Raw genomic sequence first — 16,284 nt, 5'->3', positions numbered from 1 at the left:
CCCGCGGGTCTCCCCGCGGCGAGCGGCGACGCGATACCGTGGCGTTCCTTTTCCCCACATGATCCTCGTGGCCGCCCTGGAGGTTCCGTGGTACAGGCGTACATCCTGATCCAGACGGAGGTCGGCAAGGCGTCGACCGTCGCCGAGACGATCGCCAAGATCCCTGGGGTCATCCAGGCCGAGGACGTGACGGGACCGTACGACGTCATCGTGCGGGCGCAGGCCGACACCGTCGACGACCTGGGCCGCATGGTGGTCGCCAAGGTCCAGCAGGTGGACGGCATCACCCGTACCCTGACCTGCCCGGTCGTCCATCTGTAGCCCCCGTCTACCCTGGGCCGGTGAACTCCTTCCGTCACCGGCACCGTCATGTTCGCCGCCTGTCCCGCCTGCCCGCTGTCGCGCTGTTGATCACTGCGGCGGGCTGCTCCTCAGCAGACGACAGCGCGTCGGCGGCGGTTCCCAGTCCGCACGCGAAGGCCGCGGAACTGTGCCGGAACCTGGACAAGGTACTGCCCGCGGAGGTGGACGGTGAGCGCCGCGGGGACCCCGAGCCCGCGTCGGCGCTGACGGCGGCCTGGGGCAGCCCGGCGATCATACTGCGCTGCGGTGTGCCGCAGCCGCCGAAGATGGTCGATCCGAAGGTCGCCGAGGGGCGGGACTCCGACGCGGTCGCCGGCGGGGTGAACGGCGTCGACTGGCTCATGGAACGGCAGGGCGGCGGCCACCGGTTCACCACCGCCAACCGCGAGGCGTACGTCGAGGTCCAGGTCCCGGAGGGGGTCGACAGCTCCGCCGCCCTGATCGACCTGGCCCCGGCCGTGAAGAAGGCGATCCCCAAGGGGATCGCCTCCTGAAGATCGTGCGGCCGGGCGCGAGCCCGGCCCGCCTGTTCAGCGCAGGCCGGTCGGGCGGCGCAGGGCCGCCTGCACCAGCCGGTCGATCAGCTCGGGGTAGCTCACCCCGCTCGCCTGCCACATCTGCGGATACATCGAGATGGGCGTGAAGCCGGGCATGGTGTTGATCTCGTTGATCACGAACTCGCCGTCCTCGGTGAGGAAGAAGTCCGCGCGGACCAGCCCCTCGCAGGACGCCGCCTCGAAGGCGTCGACGGCCAGGCGCTGCACCTCGGCCGTCTCCTCCGGCGTCAGCGGCGCCGGCACGATGCCGGGCGTGGAGTCGATGTACTTGGCCTCGAAGTCGTAGTACGCCTGCGCCTGGGGCGGGGGGATCTCCGCGGGCAGGGAGGCGCGGGGGCCGTCCTCGAACTCCAGGACGCCGCACTCGATCTCGCGGCCGCGCAGAGCCGCCTCCACCAGGATCTTGGGGTCGTGGCGCTGCGCCTCGTCGATCGCCTCGTCCAGGCCGGAGAGGTCCTCGACCTTGGTGATGCCGATGGAGGAACCCGCGCGCGAGGGCTTCACGAACAGCGGCCAGCCGTGCTCGCCGGCGAAGTCCACGATCTTCTTGCGGGCCGCCGCCCGGTCGCGGTCCCACTCGCGCGGCCGGATCACCACGTACGGGCCGACCTTGAGCCCGAAGGAGGTGAACACCCGCTTCATGTACTCCTTGTCCTGGCCGACGGCCGAGGCGAGCACGCCCGACCCCACGTACGGGACACCGGACAGCTCCAGCAGCCCCTGCAGGGTGCCGTCCTCGCCGTAGGGGCCGTGCAGCACCGGGAAGACCACGTCGACCTCACCGAGCGCCTTGGGCACCGACCCCGGCTCGCTGTAGACGACTTCGCGGCTGGCGGGGTCGACCGGCAGGATCACCGCGCCCTCGTCGGACTCGGCGATGGCGTCCACGCTCGGGGGCCGCCGGTCCACGATGGCCATCCGCTCCGGTTCGTCCGCCGTGAGCGCCCAACGGCCGTCCTGGGTGATGCCGATCGGCAGGACGTCGTACTTGGTCCGGTCGATGGCCTTCAGGACGGCGCCGGCGGTGACCACGGAGATCCCGTGCTCGGAACTGCGCCCGCCGAACACGACGGCCACACGCGGCTTGCGAGGCGGCTGCTCGGGGCTCTGGGGGAGGTTCTCGGTGCTCATATCGCGATGAGAGTACCCGGTGGTAGGGCCCGGAGACAGCGCCGCGGGGGCCGCGTCGCTCAGCGTCGTTCGGGCTTCGCGCTGCGCGACATCAGCTCCTTGAGAGCGACGACGGGAGGCTTGCCTTCGTGCACGATGCCGACGACCGTCTCCGTGATCGGCATGTCGACGCCGTGCCTGCGGGCCAGATCCAGCACGGACTCGCAGGACTTGACGCCCTCGGCGGTCTGCTTGGTGACCGCGATGGTCTCCTGCAGGGTCATGCCCTTGCCGAGGTTGGTGCCGAAGGTGTGGTTGCGCGACAGCGGCGAGGAGCAGGTGGCCACCAGGTCGCCCAGGCCCGCCAGCCCCGAGAAGGTCAGCGGGTCCGCGCCGAGGGCCATGCCGAGCCGGGTGGTCTCGGCGAGGCCGCGGGTGATGAGGGAGCCCTTGGCGTTGTCGCCGAGCCCCATGCCGTCCGCGATGCCGACGGCGAGACCGATGACGTTCTTCACGGCCCCGCCCAGTTCGCACCCCACCACGTCCGTGTTGGTGTACGGGCGGAAGTAGGGGGTGTGGCAGGCGGCCTGGAGCCGCCGGGCGACGGCCTCGTCGGTGCAGGCGACCACGGCGGCGGCGGGCATCCGCGCGGCGATCTCCCGGGCCAGGTTCGGGCCCGTGACGACGGCGATCCGGTCCTGGCCGACCTTGGCCACGTCGTCGATGACCTCGCTCATCCGCATCGCGGAGCCGAGTTCGACGCCCTTCATCAGCGACACCAGCACGGTGTCCGGGGCGAGCAGCGGCGTCCACTCGGCGAGGTTGCCGCGCAGGGTCTGGGAGGGCACCGACAGGACCGTGAAGTCCGCGCCGGCCGCGGCCTCGGCGGGATCGGTGGTGGCGCGGATGCCGTCGGGCAGCTCGACGCCCGGGAAGTAGTCGGGGTTGGTCCGGGTGGAGTTGATCGCCTCCACGAGTTCCGGGCGGCGTCCCCACAGGGTGACCTCGCACCCGGCGTCGGCGAGCACCATGCCGAAGGCGGTGCCCCACGAACCGGCGCTCAGGACGGCCGCCTTGACCGGCTTGACCGGCTTGCTCACGTGCCCAGCCCTTCTTCCTGCGTCGACTGCGAGGTCTGCGACGGTGGTGCGGAGGGCACCGTGCGTTCGGGCTGCTGCCCGCCCCGTCCCGCCTGCGCCTGTGTGCGGCGGCGCTGCTCGATCCGCTCCCGGCGCGGGTCGTAGGGCGTCTCGGGTGCCTTCTCGCCGCGGATCTGCTCCAGCTGGGCGGTGACGGCGGCCATGATGACCTCGGTCGCCTCCTTCAGCAGGTCCGCGGTCATCTCCCGGTCGTAGAACCGGGACAGGTCCACCGGCGGCCCGGCGAGCACGCGGTGCGTCTTGCGCGGCAGCAGGTGCGGCTTCTTCGCGTACGGCGGCAGCAGTTCGTTGCAGCCCCACTGGGCCACCGGGATCACGGGGCACTTGGTCTGCAGGGCGACGCGGGCGGCCCCGGTCTTGGCGGTCATGGGCCAGCCGTCCGGGTCGCGGGTGAGGGTGCCCTCGGGGTAGAAGGCGACGCATTCCCCGCGGTTCACGGCGTCGATCGCGGCCCGGAAGGCGCTGAGCGCGTCCGTGCTCTCCCGGTAGACGGGGATCTGGCCGGTGCCGCGCATCGCGGCGCCCACGAATCCCTTCTTGAAAAGACCGCTCTTGGCGAGGAATCGCGGAACGCGTCCGGTGTTGTACTGGAAATGCGCGTAAGCGAAGGGATCGATGTGTGAATTGTGGTTCACCGCGGTGATAAATCCGCCCTCGGCCGGAATGTTCTCCATTCCGCGCCAGTCCCGCTTGAGCAGTACCACCAGCGGCGGTTTGCAGATCACCGCAGCGAAGCGGTACCAGAAGCCGATTCTGCGGCGGGACACGCGGACACCTTCCTTCAGGGCCTGAAGCGGGGGCCTCGGGGGGCCGCACAAGTGTCGCCCCAGGCCGCCGGTCTGTCGAGAACACCGTACGCCCCGGCACGCCGCGCACCTCAGGCCCCGGGTGACAATGAGCGCGACAAGAGGAGGACGGACCCCCGTGCAGTGGACCCTGGTCGTACCCCTGAAACCCTTGGCGCGGGCCAAGAGCAGGCTCGCGGACACCGCGGACGACGGGCTGCGGCCGGGACTGGCGCTCGCCTTCGCCCAGGACACCGTGGCGGCGGCGCTGGCCTGCCCGGCGGTAGGGGATGTGGCGGTCGTCACGGACGACGGCCGGGCGGGCCGCGAGCTGGCTGCCCTGGGCGCCTCGATCGTCCCCGACGAACCGGCGAGCGGTCTCAACGCCGCCCTGGCCCACGGGACGGCCGTCGTCCGCTCGGGCCGCCCGGCGGCCCGGGTGGCGGCGCTCAACGCCGATCTGCCGGCCCTGCGCCCCGGCGAATTGTCCCGGGTGCTGGACGCCGCCGGGGAATTCCCGCGCGCATTTCTCGCGGACGCCGCCGCAATCGGCACGACCCTGCTGGCCGCCGCCCCGGGCCGGGAATTGCGCCCCGCGTTCGGTGCCGGTTCGCGCGCCCGGCACCGGGCGTCCGGGGCCGTGGAACTGGCCCTGGCCGGCGTCGACTCGGTCCGCCAGGACGTGGACACCGGGGACGACCTGCGCACCGCGCTGGCCCTGGGGGTCGGCCCTCATACGGCCGCGGCCGCCGCGCGGTTGCTGATACCCGGGCAGTAGGCTGCCGCCATGCAGGCGACCGCGTACACGTACGACCCCGAGAGCCGCAGCGGGCAGGTGCTCCTGGACGACGGCACCCCGGTGCCCTTCGACGCGGCGGCGTTCGACGCGGGCGGGCTGCTGCTGCTGCGTCCGGGCCAGCGGGTCCGCATCGAGGCCGAGGGCGCCGGGAAGGACCTCAGGATCACTCTGGTGACCCTGCAGACCCTCTGATCACACGCCGCAACGCGCCGCGGGCCGGACTCCCCAGGGGAGTCCGGCCCGGCGTGTGAGTACCCGGCGCCCTTACTTCTTGCGGGCGGTGGTCTTCTTCGCGGTGGTCTTGCGCGCGGTCGACTTCTTGGCCGGCGCCTTCTTGGCGGTGGCCTTCTTCGTGGCCGGTGCCGTCTTGGCGGTGGTCTTCTTCGCGGCGGTGGTCTTGGCGGTGGCCGTCGTCTTCTTGGCGGGCGCCTTCTTCGCCGTGGTCTTCTTCGCGGCGGCCGTCTTGGACGTGGCGGCCGTCTTCTTGGCGGCCGTCTTGCGCGCCGTGGTGGTCTTCGCCGCTCCCGCCGTCTTCTTCGCCGCGGCCTTCTTGCCCGCGGACTTGGCGATGGTGGGGGGCGGGCCGGAGAGGCTGCCCTTGGGGGCCTTCTTGACGGCGATGTCACCCTTCGGGAGCTTCTTGGAGCCGCTGACCAGGTCCTTGAAGCCCTGGCCCGCGCGGAAGCGGGGAACGGAGGTCTTCTTGACCCGAACCCGCTCGCCCGTCTGGGGGTTACGGGCGTAGCGGGCCGGACGGTCGACCTTCTCGAAGGAACCGAAGCCGGTGACCGAGACCCGGTCACCCGCGACCACCGCGCGGACGATGGCGTCCAGTACATGGTCGACAGCATCGGCGGCCTGCTGGCGGCCGCCCATCTTGTCGGCAATCGCTTCTACGAGCTGCGCCTTGTTCACGTCTTCCCCTTCGGAGACATCGCCAGAACGAAAGTGTTCAAGCTTTTTCGCACGTTAGGCAGATATATACCGCAAATCAAACACGAAACGGGCTTATCACCCTTGTGCCGCAACGAGCTCGACGGTGCCGTCGGTTCAGCGTTCCTCGACGGGGAGACGTCCCTCGTCGAGATCCGCGGTGAACCGCTCCAGCCGCCTTGCCGCGTCGGCGAGATCGTGCTTGGCCGCGGCCGTAATGACCAGCAGCTTCCGGGTCAGCGCCATCCGTACGCCCTCCGGGACTTGCAGTGCGCGCACCCTTGCATGCGCTTCTTTGAGTTGGTCCGCGACCGCCGCATAGAGCTCGAGTTGGCCGTCGTGTTCCATGCACAGATTGTGCCATCTGGGGCGAGTTGTCGCCTGCGCAGGGCACAACTGCGGCCCGGGACGGCCTTCCGGGCACCTGTGGAAGTCACGGCTGTAACTCCCGGCTACCCCGGCAACCACCTGCATAACGTGGGAAGTTGCCCTCGCTCCGGGGGGTGGGCAGGGCCGTTCGGGTGCAGAAACGCCCGTACCCCCGATCGGGCCGATCGGGGGTACGGGCGGGGTGTTGCGGTGGCCGAAAGTCGCCTTGCTCGGGCGCCGTGGGCCGTGCTGTGGATCAGACGGGCAGCGTCCGCGGCTTGAACGACGGGCGCTTCGCCTCGTAGGCGGCGATGTCCGCCTCGTTCTGCAGGGTGATCGAGATGTCGTCGAGGCCGTTCAGCAGCCGCCAGCGGGAGTTCTCGTCCAGCTCGAACGGGGCCGTGACACCCTCGGCGCGCACCTCGCGGCTCTCCAGGTCGACGGTGATCTCCGTCTGCGGGTCCTTCTCGACGAGCTCCCACAGCGCGTCCACGGTCTGCTGCTCCAGCACTACCGTGAGCAGGCCGTTCTTCAGCGAGTTGCCGCGGAAGATGTCGGCGAAGCGGGAGGAGATCACGGCCTTGAAGCCGTAGTTCTGCAGTGCCCAGACGGCGTGCTCGCGGGAGGAGCCGGTGCCGAAGTCGGGTCCGGCGACCAGGACGGTCGCCCCCTGCCGCTCGGGACGGTTGAGGACGAACTCGGGGTCCTTGCGCCAGGCCTCGAACAGCCCGTCCTCGAACCCGTCGCGCGTGACCTTCTTGAGCCAGTGGGCGGGGATGATCTGGTCGGTGTCGACGTTGCTGCGGCGCAGCGGGACGGCCCGGCCGGTGTGGGTGGTGAATGCTTCCATGACTGATCAGACTCCAGCGGGCGTGGGGGCGTCGGCGTCGGACAGGTCGGCCGGGGAGGCCAGGTGGCCCAGGACGGCGGTCGCCGCCGCCACCTGCGGCGACACCAGGTGCGTACGGCCGCCCTTGCCCTGCCGTCCCTCGAAGTTGCGGTTGGAGGTGGAGGCGGAGCGCTCGCCCGGAGCCAGCTGGTCCGGGTTCATGCCCAGGCACATCGAGCAGCCCGCGTGCCGCCACTCGGCGCCGGCCTCCTTGAAGACGACGTCCAGGCCCTCGGAGACGGCCTGCAGTCCGACCCGCGCGGAGCCCGGGACGACCAGCATCCGTACCCCGTCGGCGACTTTGCGGCCCTGGAGCAGCTCGGCGGCGGCGCGCAGGTCCTCGATGCGGCCGTTGGTGCAGGAGCCTACGAAGACGGTGTCGACCTTGATGGAGCGCAGCGGCTGCCCGGCCTCCAACCCCATGTACTCCAGGGCCTTTTCGGCGGCGTGGCGCTCCGATGCGTCTTCGTACGAAGCGGGATCGGGGACCGACGCCGAAAGCGGCGCGCCCTGCCCGGGGTTGGTGCCCCAGGTGACGAACGGGGACAGCTCGGCGGCCTCGATGACGACCTCGGCGTCGAACTCGGCGTCCTCGTCCGTCCTCAGCGTCTTCCAGTAGGCGACGGCCGCGTCCCAGTCCTCGCCCACGGGGGCGTGCGGACGGCCCTGGAGGTAGGCGAACGTGGTCTCGTCCGGGGCGATCATGCCCGCGCGGGCGCCGGCCTCGATCGACATGTTGCAGATGGTCATGCGGGCCTCCATCGAGAGCTTCTCGATGGCCTCGCCGCGGTACTCCAGGACGTAGCCCTGGCCGCCGCCCGTGCCGATCTTCGCGATGATCGCCAGGATCAGGTCCTTGGCGGTGACGCCGTCCGGCAGTTCGCCGTCGACCGTGATCGCCATGGTCTTCGGGCGGGTCATCGGCAGCGTCTGGGTGGCCAGCACGTGCTCGACCTGCGAGGTGCCGATGCCGAACGCCAGCGCGCCGAAGGCGCCGTGGGTGGAGGTGTGGGAGTCGCCGCAGACGACGGTGGTGCCCGGCTGGGTCAGGCCCAGCTGCGGGCCCACGACGTGCACCACGCCCTGCTCGACGTCGCCCAGCGGGTGCAGGCGGACGCCGAACTCGGCGGCGTTCTTGCGCAGCGTCTCCAGCTGCACCCGGGAGACCGGGTCGGCGATCGGCTTGTCGATGTCGAGGGTGGGGGTGTTGTGGTCCTCGGTGGCGATGGTGAGGTCGAGGCGGCGCACGGGGCGGCCGCTCTTGCGGAGGCCGTCGAAGGCCTGCGGGCTGGTCACCTCGTGCAGCAGGTGCAGATCGATGAAGAGAAGGTCGGGCTCGCCCTCCGCGCGCCGGACGACGTGGTCGTCCCAGACTTTCTCCGCGAGTGTCCTACCCATCGCTGTTCCCTCCGGCCGGCGACGGTCCGCCGACCCAACTAGAGATCTTGAGGAGGCGGCGCCCGGTCCCCGACCCGGGCACGCACCACCAGGCCCTTACGTCACGGGCCCGTTGTGACTTCGTGATTCCAGGGTGGCGGTTTCGGAAGAAAATTGAACTTGCGTTTCACAGAGTGAGACGGGAGTATCGTTGCATGGACAACAGTAGCGGCGTCGGCGTTCTGGACAAGGCGGCCCTCGTCCTGAGCGCTCTGGAGTCCGGTCCGGCCACCCTCGCGGGCCTGGTCGGTGCCACCGGACTGGCACGACCCACGGCCCACCGCCTGGCCGTGGCGCTGGAACACCACCGCATGGTGGCGCGGGACATGCAGGGCCGTTTCATTCTCGGCCCTCGGCTGGCCGAGCTGGCCGCGGCAGCGGGTGAGGACCGTCTCCTCGCGACCGCCGGCCCGGTGCTCACGCATCTGCGGGACGTGACGGGCGAGAGCGCGCAGCTCTACCGACGCCAGGGCGACATGCGCATCTGCGTCGCCGCGGCGGAGCGGCTGTCCGGACTGCGGGACACGGTCCCGGTCGGTTCGACGCTCACGATGAAGGCCGGCTCCTCGGCGCAGATCCTGCTGGCCTGGGAGGAGCCGGAGCGGCTGCACCGCGGTCTGCAGGGCGCCCGCTTCACGGCGACGGCCCTGTCGGGCGTACGGCGGCGCGGCTGGGCCCAGTCGATCGGCGAGCGGGAGCCGGGCGTCGCGTCCGTGTCCGCGCCGGTGCGGGGCCCGTCGAACCGGGTGGTGGCGGCGGTGTCCGTCTCCGGGCCCATCGAGCGGCTGACGCGGCACCCGGGGCGGATGCACGCGCAGGCCGTGATCGATGCGGCCGGGCGCCTGTCCGAGGCGCTGCGGCGCGGCTGAGTGATTTGGGGAAGGCCGGCCTCGACGCCGCGGCCGGTCCTCCCCGCCAGGCTTGGCAGCGGGAAGTGTCGTGCCGGGGGCCGCGGGGCCCTCGGCGCTTGATCGCGCAGTTCCCCGCGGCCCTCGGGGCGCACACGAAAAGGCCCTCCACCGAAGTGGAGGGCCTTTCGCCGTGTACCCCCGACCGGATTCGAACCGGCGCTACCGCCTTGAGAGGGCGGCGTGCTAGGCCGCTACACAACGGGGGCCTGGACACTGCGTTTCCGCAGGCCCGAGCTGGTCTACCTGGACTCGAACCAAGACTAACTGAACCAGAATCAGTCGTGCTGCCAATTACACCATAGACCAATGTGGTTTAGACCAGTCAGTACCCCCGACCGGATTCGAACCGGCGCTACCGCCTTGAGAGGGCGGCGTGCTAGGCCGCTACACAACGGGGGCCCTAGCAGTCCCGGGCGATCATCGATCTGCCGATCTCCGGAACCAGTACCCCCGACCGGATTCGAACCGGCGCTACTGCCTTGAGAGGGCAGCGTGCTAGGCCGCTACACAACGGGGGCTTTGCAGATGAGCTCTGCGAGCTGGCCTACCTGGACTCGAACCAAGACTAACTGAACCAGAATCAGTCGTGCTGCCAATTACACCATAGGCCACTGGAACGCAAGCCCCTGGGGGGTTCGTGTTCTAGCTGTGCGCCTGGGGTTCCGGCCTTCCGGCCCGCTCCCCGGCGGCGCAGGAAGAACATTACCCGAAGGTGGACGGGGCTCCAAAACGAGTATCCGCACCCAGCACAGACGGCAGTTCGGCCAGGGACGCGATGCGGTGCGGCCCGGCGGGCGGGTCGATCGTGGCGTACCGGCCGCCGCGGTCGATCCACACCGACAGCAGCCCGGCGTCGGCGGCCCCCCGGCCGTCGATCTCCGGGTGGTCCCCGACGTAGGCGACCTCGTGCGGCGGCAGGGCCAGGGCCTCGCAGGCGGCGAGGAACGCGCCGGCCTCGGGCTTGGAGACGCCCAGCTCGGCCGCGCACAGGATGCTCTCGAAGCGGTCGTGGACGCCGAGCGCGCGCAGCTTGCGGTCCTGGACGTGCAGGCTGGAGTTGGAGAGCACCGCGTGCCGGTGGGTGGCGGACAGGGCGTCGAGGACGGGCAGGACGTCCGGGAAGAGGGACCAGGCCGCCTCGTAGTGGGTGATGTAGCGCTGGAACCAGGCGTCGGCCTCCTCGTCGGTGAGCTGCCGGTCCAGGAACACCCGCACGCGGTCGCGGCGCTGGGCCTCGAAGGTGGCCTCGCCGGCGGCGAAGCGGGCCCACTGCCGGTCGGTGATGTCCCGCCACTGCTCCAGGGCCTGCTCGGCGGTGCCGTAGTCGTCGAGCAGGCCCTCGGCCAGGAGGTGGGCGCGCATGCCGATGCGGTCGGCGCTGGTGTAGTCGAAGAGGGTGTCGTCGACGTCCCACACCACGGCTCGGATGCTCATGCTCCGACCGTACCCACCCCGGTGCGCCTTCAGCCCAGGGTCATGGTGCCGGTGAGGGTGAGGTCCGGGCCCCGGCCGTCGCGGGGGTGCGCGGTGAGCTTCCAGGTGTGGGTGCCGCTCCGGGCCGCGCCGCCGGTGTCGGTGGTGCCGTCCCAGGCGGGGCGCACGGCGGCGGCGGTGGAGGCGCCGGTCAGTGTGCGCACGGCCGTGCCGAAGGCGTCGGTGAGGGTGAGAGTCCAGGTGGAGGGCTTGTTGAGCTGCCACACCGGTGCCCACGGGTACGCCTTGCCGATCACGGACGGCGAGTACACCTGGGCCTCCATCTGCGCCAGGGGCGAGGCCGGCACCCCGCTCGGGAAGAGCGACACCTCGCCGTGGGTGGCGTCGAGACGGGCGACGTGGCCGCCGAAGCGGTCGACGGCCCAGCGGCCGTTGCTGCCGCCGGTGTTCCGGTCCGTGGCGGGCAGCTCGGCCAGGGTGCGGGTGGTGGCGGTGCCGGTGTGGAAGTCGGTGAGCAGCAGCTCGTGGGTGGTGCGGTTCTCGCGGAGCAGGAAGCCGTCGGCGAGGCGGGCGGGCCCGAGGTCGGCCGGGACCGTGATCCTGCGGCCGGTGGCGCGGTCGAGGACGCCGGCGGTGCCGCCGCAGGTCCAGTAGAGCCAGGTGTTGACGGCCTGGAGGTCCGTCGGGGTGCAGGGGGCGCCGGTGGTGACGGTGGTGGACGTGCCGGTCTTGAGGTTGCGGCCGGTGGCGGTGCCCGGGGTGCTGCCCGGGGTCCACAGCGTCTGGCCCCAGATCGCGGCGGCGGTGCGGTCCCGGGTGAGGACGGTGGTGCCGCTCGTGGCACCGCGCGGGAAGTCGAGGACGCGCTGCTTGCCCGAGCCGCCGTTGTACAGCACGTAGCGGCCGGTGCTGCCGGCGATGCGGCCGCCGGAGTCGCCGTCCGTGGGCGCGCTCAGCGCTGTGGTGGTGTCGAGGCCGACGGTGACGACCGACTCCTGTCCGTTCGCGTCGGTGTGCAGGTGGCCGACGCGGCCGTCGCCCAGGGCCTCCAGCTGGGGGCAGGCGGCGTCGCCGCCGAGGCACGTGGGGGCGACCATCGCCGGACTGCGGGGGGTCTGGGGGCCGGTGGGCCGGCCGGTGGCGTCGAGGGAGAAGCCGCTGTAGCGGAGGGAGGCGCCCGGGGTGGCGCCGTGCAGGAGCAACTCGCCGGCGGCGACGGCAAGTCCCTCGACGGCCGTCGCGGCGGCGGGGACCCGGGCGGCCTTCGTGGTGGTGAGTCTGCCGTTGCCGTCGAGGCGGATGCGGTGGATGTTCCAGTCGAGGCTGGAGGGACCCGCGGTGGCCAGGGCGCCGCCGTCCGGCGTCGGACCGATCCCGCCGAACGACGAGGTCAGCACGGTGTCCGTGGCTCCGGTGGCGAGGGAGCGGGCGGTCAGAGCCGCCTCGGTGCCGCCCAGGACGAAGGCCGGGTTGCCGAGCAGGAGCTGGTCGCCCACGACCGCTTCGAGCTGCTCACCGGTCCGGGTGAGGGCGGTGGGCTGGGTGCCGGGCTCGGAGTCCACCCGGATCGCCTTCCAGTCGGCGACGAGCCAGCGGTCGTTGAAGGCGAGCTGCGGGGTGGCCTCGTCGCCGGTGACATAGGTGCGGAAGGTGCCGTCGGCGAGGTCGACCAGGCCCACGGAGGTCCTGCCGTCCAGTGCGTAGACGATCGCCACGCGGGTGACCGAGCCGCCGGTGCGGTAGACGACGGGCCGGGCACCCGCGGGGAAGCCGGTGACGGGGGTGTCGGCGGTGACCGTGCCGTCGGCCGCGCGCAGGACGTGCAGCGCTCCGGTGGAGTCCAGCGTCAGCACGCTCCAGCCGACGGCGACCCGGTAGGCCTGGTCGGCGGGGAGGGTGACGGTGGCGGTCACCCCGGTGGAGCGGTGCTTCTGCACGACCTTCTGCCCGTCGCGGGTGGTCATGACGTCGGTGCCGCTCGCCAGGTCGTCGGGGCCGGCATGGGCGGGCGGGACCGCGTCGGGGTGGTCCACCGTGGTGACCGAGGCGGTACCCGGCCGGTACTGGAAGCCGGACGCCCCGGCCCACGGGTAGTCGACGGTCACGCGTTTCTCCGTGACGAGCCGGACCGTGCCGACCGGGTCGCCCGCCGCCGGAGCGGCGTGCGCGGGCGCGGTCGACACGGAGCAGGACAGGGCCAGCACCCCGCCCGCGGCCACCTGGACGAGCCTTCGTGAACGGCTCAAGTTCCTCTCCCCCCGCACCGGGCGCACACGCGTGCCGTGTGCACAGGGAGCATCCAACGCCTCTCGGGCGGACGGGAGCCGGCCGGAACGGTGAACTCCGGGTGACGGCCGGGCGGACACGGCGAGGGCGGCGCCCGAACCGGACGCCGCCCTCGGGGAACCGTGTCGTTACGCGGCCAGCTTCGCCAGCGCCGCGTCGATCCGGGCCAGGGTCTTCTCCTTGCCCAGGATCTCCAGGGACTCGAAGAGCGGCAGGCCGACCGTGCGGCCGGTGACAGCCACGCGGACGGGCGCCTGCGCCTTGCCGAGCTTGAGGCCGTGGGCCTCACCGGCGGCCAGGACGGCCTCCTTGAGCGACTCGGCGGAGGTCCAGTCGGCCGCCTCCAGCTTCTCGCGGGCCGTGCGCAGCAGGGCGTCCGAGCCCTCCTTCATGGCCTTGTTCCAGGAGGCCTCGTCCTCGGCCGGCTCCGGCAGGAACAGGAAGTCGACGTTGTCGGTGATCTCCGACAGGACCTTCAGCCGGGTCTGCGCGTGCGGCGCGATGGCCTGCCACTTGGCCTCGTCGAAGGCCTCCGGGGCCCAGGGGGCGAACGGCGGCTGCAGCCACGGGCGGCAGCGCTCGGTGAAGTCCTTCACGTCCAGCATGCGGATGTGGTCGCCGTTGATCGCCTCGCACTTCTTGAGGTCGAAGCGCGCCGGGTTGGGGTTGACGTCGGAGATGTCGAACGCGGCGACCATCTCGTCGATGGAGAAGACGTCCTGGTCGGCCGAGAGGGACCAGCCGAGCAGCGAGAGGTAGTTGAGCAGGCCCTCGGGGAGGAAGCCGCGCTCGCGGTAGAGGTTGAGGGAGGACTGCGGGTCGCGCTTGGAGAGCTTCTTGTTGCCCTCGCCCATCACGTACGGCAGGTGGCCGAAGGACGGGATCTCCTTGGCGATGCCGAGCTCGATCAGCGCCTTGTAGAGGGCGATCTGGCGGGGGGTGGAGGAGAGCAGGTCCTCGCCGCGCAGGACGTGGGTGATCTCCATGAGGGCGTCGTCGACCGGGTTGACCAGGGTGTACAGCGGGGCGCCGTTGGCGCGGACGATGCCGTAGTCCGGGACGTTCTCCGGGGTGAAGGTGAGCTCGCCGCGGACCAGGTCGGTGAAGGTGATCGTCTCGTCGGGCATCCGGAAGCGGACGATCGGCTCGCGGCCCTGGGCCTTGTACTCCTCGACCTGCGCGTCGGTCAGCTCGCGGCAGTGGCCGTCGTAGCCGGAGGGCTTGCCGGCGGCGCGGGCGGCCTCGCGGCGGGTGTCCAGCTCCTCCTGGGAGCAGTAGCAGTGGTAGGCGTGGCCGGCGTCGAGCAGCCTGGCGGCGACGTCCTTGTACAGGTCCATGCGCTGCGACTGGCGGTACGGCGCGTGCGGGCCGCCGACCTCGGGGCCCTCGTCCCAGTCGAAGCCCAGCCAGCGCATCGAGTCGAGCAGCTGGGTGTACGACTCCTCGGAGTCGCGGGCCGCGTCGGTGTCCTCGATGCGGAAGACCAGAGTGCCCTGGTGGTGCTTGGCGAACGCCCAGTTGAACAGGGCGGTGCGCACCAGGCCCACATGGGGGTTGCCGGTGGGCGACGGGCAGAAACGGACACGGACTGCTGGGGCGGATGCGCTAGCCACGCTTGACAACCTTGTTGGTGAGAGTGCCGATGCCTTCGATGGTGACGGCGACCTCGTCGCCGACGTTCAGGGGGCCGACCCCAGCCGGGGTGCCCGTGAGGATCACGTCGCCGGGGAGCAGCGTCATGGCCTCGGAGATGTTGACGATCAGGTCCTCGACCGAGTGGATCATCTCGCTGGTGCGGCCGAGCTGGCGCTGCTGCCCGTTGACCGTGAGCTGGATGGTCAGGTCGGAGGGGTCGAGGTCCGTCTCCACCCAGGGGCCGAGCGGGCAGGAGCTGTCGAAGCCCTTGGCCCGGGCCCACTGCTTCTCGCGCTTCTGGACGTCGCGGGCGGTGATGTCGTTGGCGCAGGTGTAGCCGAAGATCACGTCCTTGACGCGCTCGCGCGGGACCTCGCGGCACATGCGGCCGATGACCACGGCCAGCTCGGCCTCGTGGTGCACCTCCTCGGAGAAGGAGGGGTACCGGATCTCGTCGCCGGGGCCGATCACGGAGGTGGACGGCTTGAAGAAGGCGAAGGGGGCCTCGGGCACCTCGTTGCCCAGCTCGCGCGCGTGCTCGGCGTAGTTGCGGCCGAAGGCCACGACCTTGTTGGGCAGCACCGGCGGCAGCAGCCTCACCTTGCCGACCGGCACCTTCGTGCCGGACAGCTCGTAGTCCGCGAACGGGATGCCCTTGATGATGTCCAGGACGAGCTCGTCCTGCTTCTCGCCCTCGATGGCGCCGAAGGCGACGTTCCCGTCGATGGAGAATCTGGCGATGCGCACGGGATGCTTGGCCCCTTGACTGAAGCGGCTGGAGTCTGACGCTCCAGGCTAACGCGGGGAAGGCGCCGCGCCCCGCGCACACCGGCGGGACGCCGTACGTGCACAAGGGGCGCCCCCCGGGTGGGGGGCGCCCCTTCGCGGTGGTCCGTCTCCCGCCGCCGTGAGCATCCGGCGGCCGGCGTGCGTACTGACGGGTGTCACTCGGCGGCCGCGCCGGCCGCCACGGGGATCTCCATGAGGACGGTGCGCTTGGGGTTGGCGGTCTGGGTCGGGAGTTCGACGGGGTGCTCCGGCTGCTGCGGCGTCTGCAGTTCGTCGGCGCCCGCGAGGTGCGCCAGCGTCGTGCGCCGCGGGTTGGCGATCTTGTGGAACATCGTCGTCGTCTTCACTGTTTACTTGACCCTGTCCTGTGACGGGCGCCGGGAGGGCGCGTAAAGGCCCCCACGCGGGCGCGGGTTGTCGGTTTTGCCATGTCTGTAAAGCGTCAGGCTAAACAGCGGATTCCCGCCTCAACCGTCGGAGGCTCATGTTCGGCATGTGAGTTTGCTCACCAGCAGGGGGGTGAATCGGGCATTCCGGGCTGCCACTTCGGAGCGACGAAGCGGACATTGACCCCCTGAACCCATCATTCCGCTCCTGATCATGGCGACTGGGACACGGACGGCAGCTCGGCGACTCGCGGGCATACGCCCGAAATGGACGAACTCCCTTTCTACGTCCGGTGATCCGGCCCTCACGTGGTGTCACCTAGGTCACGGCTCGGCCTACGGGCCTTGTTGGAGATCCTGTGCTGTGCTGGAATCTCACGGACCGCCGCAGGATCGAGCCGGCGCACAGGGGGCGCACAGACGCGCCGCGTGGCGGGTGAG

The 16,284-nt window shown here is 71.1% G+C and carries 17 protein-coding genes and 5 tRNA genes; 5 read left to right on the top strand and 17 right to left on the bottom strand.

Annotated elements, in window-relative coordinates; all coding sequences use genetic code 11:
* Positions 1-87 precede the first annotated feature (87 nt).
* Together ACFYWG_RS20300 and ACFYWG_RS20295 are read left to right on the top strand one after the other, a co-directional pair.
* Entirely contained in the window at positions 88-321 is a 234-nt protein-coding gene (locus tag ACFYWG_RS20300) for an Lrp/AsnC family transcriptional regulator (RefSeq protein WP_158990895.1), read from the top strand.
* Between the two features lie 20 nt (positions 322-341).
* Positions 342-857 carry a DUF3515 domain-containing protein gene (locus tag ACFYWG_RS20295; RefSeq protein WP_383510354.1) on the top strand — a complete coding sequence of 172 codons (516 nt, stop codon included), beginning with the start codon at positions 342-344 and terminating at the stop codon, positions 855-857.
* Positions 858-893: 36 nt separating this feature from the next.
* Here ACFYWG_RS20295 and ACFYWG_RS20290 read toward each other — a convergent pair whose 3' ends face one another.
* Genes ACFYWG_RS20290 through ACFYWG_RS20280 form a run of 3 tightly spaced genes read right to left on the bottom strand, consistent with a single transcriptional unit; the run spans position 894 to position 3,957 of the window.
* Positions 894-2,051, bottom strand: a complete 1,158-nt coding sequence (locus tag ACFYWG_RS20290; protein ID WP_389202576.1) for a D-alanine--D-alanine ligase family protein — start codon at positions 2,049-2,051, stop codon at positions 894-896.
* Between the two features lie 59 nt (positions 2,052-2,110).
* Positions 2,111-3,130, bottom strand: coding sequence for an NAD(P)H-dependent glycerol-3-phosphate dehydrogenase (locus tag ACFYWG_RS20285; protein WP_376332012.1), 1,020 nt, complete (start codon positions 3,128-3,130; stop codon positions 2,111-2,113).
* The gene (locus ACFYWG_RS20280) at positions 3,127-3,957 is read right to left on the bottom strand and encodes a lysophospholipid acyltransferase family protein (RefSeq protein ID WP_385416146.1); all 831 of its coding nucleotides are present in this window, start codon (positions 3,955-3,957) and stop codon (positions 3,127-3,129) included. The genes ACFYWG_RS20285 and ACFYWG_RS20280 overlap by 4 nt, the downstream gene beginning before the upstream one ends.
* 157 nt (positions 3,958-4,114) lie before the next feature.
* Here ACFYWG_RS20280 and cofC point away from each other — a divergent pair, with 157 nt between their 5' ends.
* Positions 4,115-4,753, top strand: coding sequence for a 2-phospho-L-lactate guanylyltransferase (gene cofC, locus ACFYWG_RS20275; protein WP_376332009.1), 639 nt, complete (start codon positions 4,115-4,117; stop codon positions 4,751-4,753).
* Positions 4,754-4,762: 9 nt separating this feature from the next.
* Entirely contained in the window at positions 4,763-4,966 is a 204-nt protein-coding gene (locus ACFYWG_RS20270) for a hypothetical protein (protein WP_369193543.1), read from the top strand.
* A gap of 72 nt (positions 4,967-5,038) precedes the next feature.
* Here ACFYWG_RS20270 and ACFYWG_RS20265 read toward each other — a convergent pair whose 3' ends face one another.
* The 4 genes from ACFYWG_RS20265 to leuC all read right to left on the bottom strand — a co-directional run bounded on the left by ACFYWG_RS20265 (position 5,039) and on the right by leuC (position 8,363).
* A complete protein-coding gene (locus ACFYWG_RS20265) occupies positions 5,039-5,689 on the bottom strand; it encodes an HU family DNA-binding protein (protein WP_376332008.1) in 651 nt (216 codons plus the stop codon).
* Between the two features lie 135 nt (positions 5,690-5,824).
* Positions 5,825-6,055, bottom strand: a complete 231-nt coding sequence (locus ACFYWG_RS20260; RefSeq protein ID WP_333933759.1) for a hypothetical protein — start codon at positions 6,053-6,055, stop codon at positions 5,825-5,827.
* A 277-nt stretch (positions 6,056-6,332) separates the two neighbouring features.
* Positions 6,333-6,926 carry a 3-isopropylmalate dehydratase small subunit gene (leuD, locus tag ACFYWG_RS20255; RefSeq protein WP_376332006.1) on the bottom strand — a complete coding sequence of 198 codons (594 nt, stop codon included), beginning with the start codon at positions 6,924-6,926 and terminating at the stop codon, positions 6,333-6,335.
* 6 nt (positions 6,927-6,932) lie between these two features.
* The gene (gene leuC, locus ACFYWG_RS20250; RefSeq protein ID WP_376332005.1) at positions 6,933-8,363 is read right to left on the bottom strand and encodes a 3-isopropylmalate dehydratase large subunit; all 1,431 of its coding nucleotides are present in this window, start codon (positions 8,361-8,363) and stop codon (positions 6,933-6,935) included.
* 194 nt (positions 8,364-8,557) lie between these two features.
* Here leuC and ndgR point away from each other — a divergent pair, with 194 nt between their 5' ends.
* Positions 8,558-9,271 carry an IclR family transcriptional regulator NdgR gene (gene ndgR, locus ACFYWG_RS20245; protein WP_094055732.1) on the top strand — a complete coding sequence of 238 codons (714 nt, stop codon included), beginning with the start codon at positions 8,558-8,560 and terminating at the stop codon, positions 9,269-9,271.
* 175 nt (positions 9,272-9,446) lie between these two features.
* Here the strand turns inward: ndgR and ACFYWG_RS20240 are convergent.
* The 10 genes from ACFYWG_RS20240 to ACFYWG_RS20195 form a co-directional block, all read right to left on the bottom strand.
* A tRNA-Glu gene (locus ACFYWG_RS20240) sits at positions 9,447-9,519 on the bottom strand.
* A 28-nt stretch (positions 9,520-9,547) separates the two neighbouring features.
* Positions 9,548-9,619 (bottom strand) — tRNA-Gln (locus tag ACFYWG_RS20235).
* A 20-nt stretch (positions 9,620-9,639) separates the two neighbouring features.
* Positions 9,640-9,712, bottom strand: a tRNA-Glu gene (locus tag ACFYWG_RS20230).
* Between the two features lie 46 nt (positions 9,713-9,758).
* Positions 9,759-9,831 (bottom strand) — tRNA-Glu (locus tag ACFYWG_RS20225).
* Between the two features lie 21 nt (positions 9,832-9,852).
* A tRNA-Gln gene (locus tag ACFYWG_RS20220) sits at positions 9,853-9,924 on the bottom strand.
* A gap of 91 nt (positions 9,925-10,015) precedes the next feature.
* Complete coding sequence (locus ACFYWG_RS20215; RefSeq protein ID WP_383510341.1) at positions 10,016-10,747, bottom strand: HAD family hydrolase; 732 nt, start codon at positions 10,745-10,747, stop codon at positions 10,016-10,018.
* A 29-nt stretch (positions 10,748-10,776) separates the two neighbouring features.
* Positions 10,777-12,993, bottom strand: coding sequence for a FlgD immunoglobulin-like domain containing protein (locus ACFYWG_RS20210; protein ID WP_389202570.1), 2,217 nt, complete (start codon positions 12,991-12,993; stop codon positions 10,777-10,779).
* A gap of 168 nt (positions 12,994-13,161) precedes the next feature.
* Entirely contained in the window at positions 13,162-14,646 is a 1,485-nt protein-coding gene (gene gltX / locus ACFYWG_RS20205) for a glutamate--tRNA ligase (protein WP_383510335.1), read from the bottom strand.
* Positions 14,639-15,415 (bottom strand): fumarylacetoacetate hydrolase family protein, encoded by a 777-nt coding sequence (locus tag ACFYWG_RS20200; RefSeq protein WP_376331999.1) that lies wholly within the window; start codon positions 15,413-15,415, stop codon positions 14,639-14,641. The genes gltX and ACFYWG_RS20200 overlap by 8 nt, the downstream gene beginning before the upstream one ends.
* A 197-nt stretch (positions 15,416-15,612) precedes the next feature.
* On the bottom strand, positions 15,613-15,804 hold the full coding sequence (locus tag ACFYWG_RS20195) for a hypothetical protein (protein ID WP_376332105.1): 192 nt from the start codon (positions 15,802-15,804) through the stop codon (positions 15,613-15,615).
* Between the last annotated feature and the right edge of the window lie 480 nt (positions 15,805-16,284).

Source organism: Streptomyces sp. NPDC003456 (assembly GCF_042878735.1).
GTDB lineage: Bacteria > Actinomycetota > Actinomycetes > Streptomycetales > Streptomycetaceae > Streptomyces.
The sequence above is the reverse complement of the archived record's forward strand: the minus strand, read 5'-3'. Positions and strand labels throughout refer to the sequence as shown.

Coding starts and splice junctions, on each gene's coding strand:
- ACFYWG_RS20290 (WP_389202576.1), bottom strand. CDS start 2,051: ATGAGCACCGAGAACCTCCCCCAGAGCCCCGAGCAGCCGCCTCGCAAG.
- leuD (WP_376332006.1), bottom strand. CDS start 6,926: ATGGAAGCATTCACCACCCACACCGGCCGGGCCGTCCCGCTGCGCCGC.
- leuC (WP_376332005.1), bottom strand. CDS start 8,363: ATGGGTAGGACACTCGCGGAGAAAGTCTGGGACGACCACGTCGTCCGG.
- ACFYWG_RS20270 (WP_369193543.1), top strand. CDS start 4,763: ATGCAGGCGACCGCGTACACGTACGACCCCGAGAGCCGCAGCGGGCAG.
- ACFYWG_RS20260 (WP_333933759.1), bottom strand. CDS start 6,055: ATGGAACACGACGGCCAACTCGAGCTCTATGCGGCGGTCGCGGACCAA.
- ndgR (WP_094055732.1), top strand. CDS start 8,558: ATGGACAACAGTAGCGGCGTCGGCGTTCTGGACAAGGCGGCCCTCGTC.
- ACFYWG_RS20215 (WP_383510341.1), bottom strand. CDS start 10,747: ATGAGCATCCGAGCCGTGGTGTGGGACGTCGACGACACCCTCTTCGAC.